Source organism: Streptomyces sp. NPDC047880 (assembly GCF_040706515.1).
Taxonomy (GTDB): Bacteria; Actinomycetota; Actinomycetes; order Streptomycetales; family Streptomycetaceae; genus Streptomyces.
In genome coordinates this window covers 1-4,060 of record NZ_JBEZOK010000055.1, presented here as the reverse complement: position 1 = coordinate 4,060, position 4,060 = coordinate 1, and the positions used below count along the sequence as shown (strand labels likewise).

Here is a 4,060-nt window from a genome sequence, read left to right as displayed (position 1 = left end):
GTCGCGCAGGCCCGCTTGGGCGTCACGCGCGAGGAGCACGAGCAGTACTTCACCGACCTGCTGGGCGATGTGGAGGAGACCACCGCCCCGTACGGTCTGCTCGATGTGCACGGTGACGGCAGCGGCGTCGTGCGCTCCCATCTGGAAGTCGATGAAGAGGTGGGCCGGCGGGTACGCGACGTCGCCCGGTCGTTGGGTGTGAGTCCGGCGTCGGTGTTCCACTTGGCGTGGGCCCGGGTGCTGGCCACGATCAGCGGTCGTGACGACGTCGTGTTCGGCACGGTGTTGTTCGGGCGGATGAATGCCGGTGTCGGTGCGGATCGGGTGCCGGGGTTGTTCATCAACACGCTGCCGGTCCGGGTCCGGGTGGATGCGGTCGGCGTCGCCAACGCGCTGGAAGGCGTGCGCAACCAGTTGGCGGAGCTGCTGGTGCACGAGCACGCCCCCCTGACGTTGGCGCAGCAGGCCAGCGGCATCCCGAACGGCAGCCCGCTGTTCACCTCGCTGTTCAACTACCGGCACGGCAGGCGTCGGCCGGAGAACCCTCGCCCGGAGGCCGGTCCGGCGTCCAGGGGCATCAGCACGCTGGCCGTGCGTGAGGTGACGAACTACCCCGTGGCCGTGGCGGTCGATGACCTGGAGTCCAGGTTCGGGCTGGTCGTGGACGCGGTGGGCCCGGTCGACGGGCAGGCGGTGTGCCGGCTGCTGCACACCTGCCTCGACAACCTCGTGACCGCACTGGAGGACGACCCCAACAGCTACCTGTCGACGGTGGACGTCCTCGACGCCTCCGAACAGAACCGACTCCTCGAAGACTGGAACGACACCACCGCACACATCCCACAGCAGTCCGCGCCCGAGATGTTCCAGGCCCAGGTGGCCCGCACCCCGGACGCTGTGGCAGTGGTCCACGGCACTACGGAACTCTCCTACGCCGAGCTGGAGACCAAGGCGAACCAGCTGGCGCACTATCTGCGAGGGCTCGGCATCGGCGCGGAGTCCGTGGTGGGCGTGTGCCTGCCCCGCGGGGTGGACCTGGTCGTCGCGCTGCTGGCCGTGTTGAAGACCGGCGCGGCGTATGTGCCGCTGGACGTGCAGTATCCGGCGGAGCGGCTGGAGTTCATGCTCGCCGACAGCGGCGCACGGGTGGTCCTCGGGCGCGGCGACATGGCAGCCGTAATGTCAGGGCCCGCGGTGCACGTGGTGAACTTCGATGACATGAGGGTGGCACGCGACCTGGCGGCGGCGCCCGTCACTCCTCCCGAAGCCGTCTTCGAGGCTGGTGGGCTGGCCTACGTCATCTATACGTCCGGCTCGACGGGACGACCCAAGGGCGTGGCCGTGTCGCACGGCGGCGTGGCGAGCCTGGTGGCGGCTCAGACAGAGCGATTCGCGGTGGACTCCGCCAGCCGGATGCTGCAGTTCGCGTCGGTGAGCTTCGACGCGGCGGTGTCCGAGGTACTGGTGGCACTGTCGTGCGGAGCACGACTCGTACTCTCCGATGCCCACGAGTTGCTGCCTGGGCAGGGGCTGGCCGAAGTCGTGGCGCGGCACGAGGTTACTCATGTGACGCTGCCACCGGCCGTGCTGGCTGTGCTGGCGCCTGAAGATCTGCCTTCGGTGTCGACACTGGTGTCGGCAGGTGAAGCACTGGGCGGTGACCTGATCGGACGCTGGGCTCCTGGCCGCCGGTTCATCAATGCCTATGGCCCCACGGAGACCACCGTGTGCGCCACCATGTCGGCCCCGCTCGCACCGGGCGACAGCTCTGGAATCGGCTCTCCGATCGTCAACACACAGGTGTTCGTGCTGGATGGTGCGTTGCGGCCGGTGCCGGGGGGTGTGGCGGGGGAGTTGTATGTGGCGGGTGCGGGTCTCGCGCGTGGGTATGTGGGGCGCCCCGGGCTGACGGGTGAGCGGTTTGTGGCGTGCCCCTTCGGTCAGGTGGGCGCGCGAATGTATCGGACGGGGGATGTGGTGCGGTGGTCGGCCGGTGGCCGGCTGGAGTATCTGGGGCGTGCGGATGAGCAGGTGAAGATCCGCGGGTTCCGGATCGAACCGGGTGAGGTCCAGGCGGTACTGGCCGCGCACCCGGCGGTGGCACAGGCGGTTGTGATCACCCGCGAGGACGTTCCCGGGGACAAACGCCTGGTGGCGTACGTGGTGGGGGATGCGTCGGAGTCCGAGCTGCGCGACTTCGTGGGTGAGCGGTTGCCGCAGTACATGGTGCCGTCGGCTATGGTCACTCTCGAGGCGCTGCCGTTGACGGTGAACGGCAAACTGGACCGCAAGGCGCTCCCCGCGCCCGCGTACACCGGAACTGACAGCGGTCGTCCGCCGGCCACGGTGCAGGAAGAAATCCTCTGCCAGGCGTTCGCGCAGATCCTCGGTCTGCCCGCGGTCGGTGTGGACGACGACTTCTTCGCTCTGGGTGGGCATTCGTTGCTGGCGACGCGGCTGGTGAGTCGGGTGCGTGCGGTGCTGGGGGTGGAGGTGGCGCTGCGGACCCTGTTCGAGGCGTCCACGCCGGCCGGGCTCGCGGCGCGGCTGGGTCAGGCGGACACGGCACGTCCGGCTCTCGTGGCTGGGGAGCGCCCGGAGCGGGTGCCGCTGTCGTACGCGCAGCGCCGGCTGTGGTTCTTGACGCAGCTGGAAGGCCCGAGCGCGACCTACAACATCCCGACGACCCTGCGACTGTCGGGTGAGCTGAACCGGGATGCGCTCGAGGGCGCGCTGAGGGATGTGCTGGAGCGCCATGAGGTGCTGCGGACCGTGTTCGCGGTCGCCGATGGGGAGCCGTATCAGCGGATTCTGCCCGTGGACGAGACCGGCTTCGCACTGACGGTCACCGATGTGCGCGCGGAGGAGCTCGGCGGGGCTGTGGCGGAGGCGGCACGGTATGCCTTCGACCTCGCCGAGGAGATCCCTGTCCGAGCCCGGTTGTTCAGGGTCGGTCCGGATGAGCATGTGCTGGTGCTCGTGGTGCATCACATCGCGGGTGACGGGTGGTCGATGGGGCCGTTGGCGAGGGACGTGTCGGTGGCGTACGGGGCGCGGTGTGAGGGCCGCACTCCTGGATGGGCACCCTTGCCGGTGCAGTATGCCGACTACGTGCTGTGGCAGGAGAAGGTACTGGGGGCCGAGACGGACCCCGAGAGTGTGCTCTCACGTCAGGTGGAGTTCTGGCGTGAGGCGCTCGCCGGTGCCCCGGAGGAGCTGGCGCTGCCCTATGACCGGTCGCGTCCGGCGGTCGCGTCGCATGAGGGGCATGCGGTGGGGCTGGAGGTGCCGGCTGGGGTGCATGCGCGGTTGCGTGAGGTGGCGCGTGAGCGTGGCGTGACGGTGTTCATGGTGTTGCAGGCGGCGCTGGCGGTGACGTTGTCGCGGGTGGGTGCGGGCACGGACATTCCGATCGGTTCGGCGATCGCCGGGCGTACGGATGAGGCGCTGGACGACCTGGTCGGGTTCTTCGTGAACACGCTGGTGATCCGGACGGACCTGTCGGGTGATCCGACGTTCGCGCAGGTGCTGGAGCGGGTCCGGGAGACGAGCCTGGCCGGGTTCGGGCATCAGGATGTGCCGTTCGAGCGGCTGGTGGAGGAACTCGCGCCGGCTCGTTCGCTGGCCCGGCACCCTTTGTTCCAGGTGATGCTGACGTTGCAGAACAACGCCCAGGCGGCCCTCGACCTGCCCGGGCTCCGGGCTTCCGGAGTACCGACCGGGTCTGCCGGGGTGCCCGGGGCGGCGGGACCGGCGACGGCCAAGTTCGATCTGGATGTCATGGCTACCGAGGTGTTCGACGCCGAAGGTGCTCCCGCTGGCATGCGGGGTGTCGTGATCGCGGCCGCTGACGTGTTTGACGCGGGGACGGCCGAGCGGTTCGCGGAGTGGTTGGTGCGGGCGGTCGAGGTGGTGGTGGGGGCGCCGGACATCCGGGTGAGTTCGGTGGACGTCCTGAGTCCGGATGAGCGTGGGTTGGTTTTGGGGTGGGCTGGTGGGGGTGGGGATGTGGTGTTGGGTGGGGGGTTGTCGGTGGTGGAGTTGTTTGAGGCGCAGGTGG

1 protein-coding gene is annotated in these 4,060 nt (G+C 69.2%); it reads left to right on the top strand.

Translation table 11 applies throughout. The features are described from left to right. The coding region (locus AB0937_RS38380) for an amino acid adenylation domain-containing protein (RefSeq protein ID WP_366718833.1) at window positions 1-4,060 on the top strand (4,060 nt) is incomplete at both ends.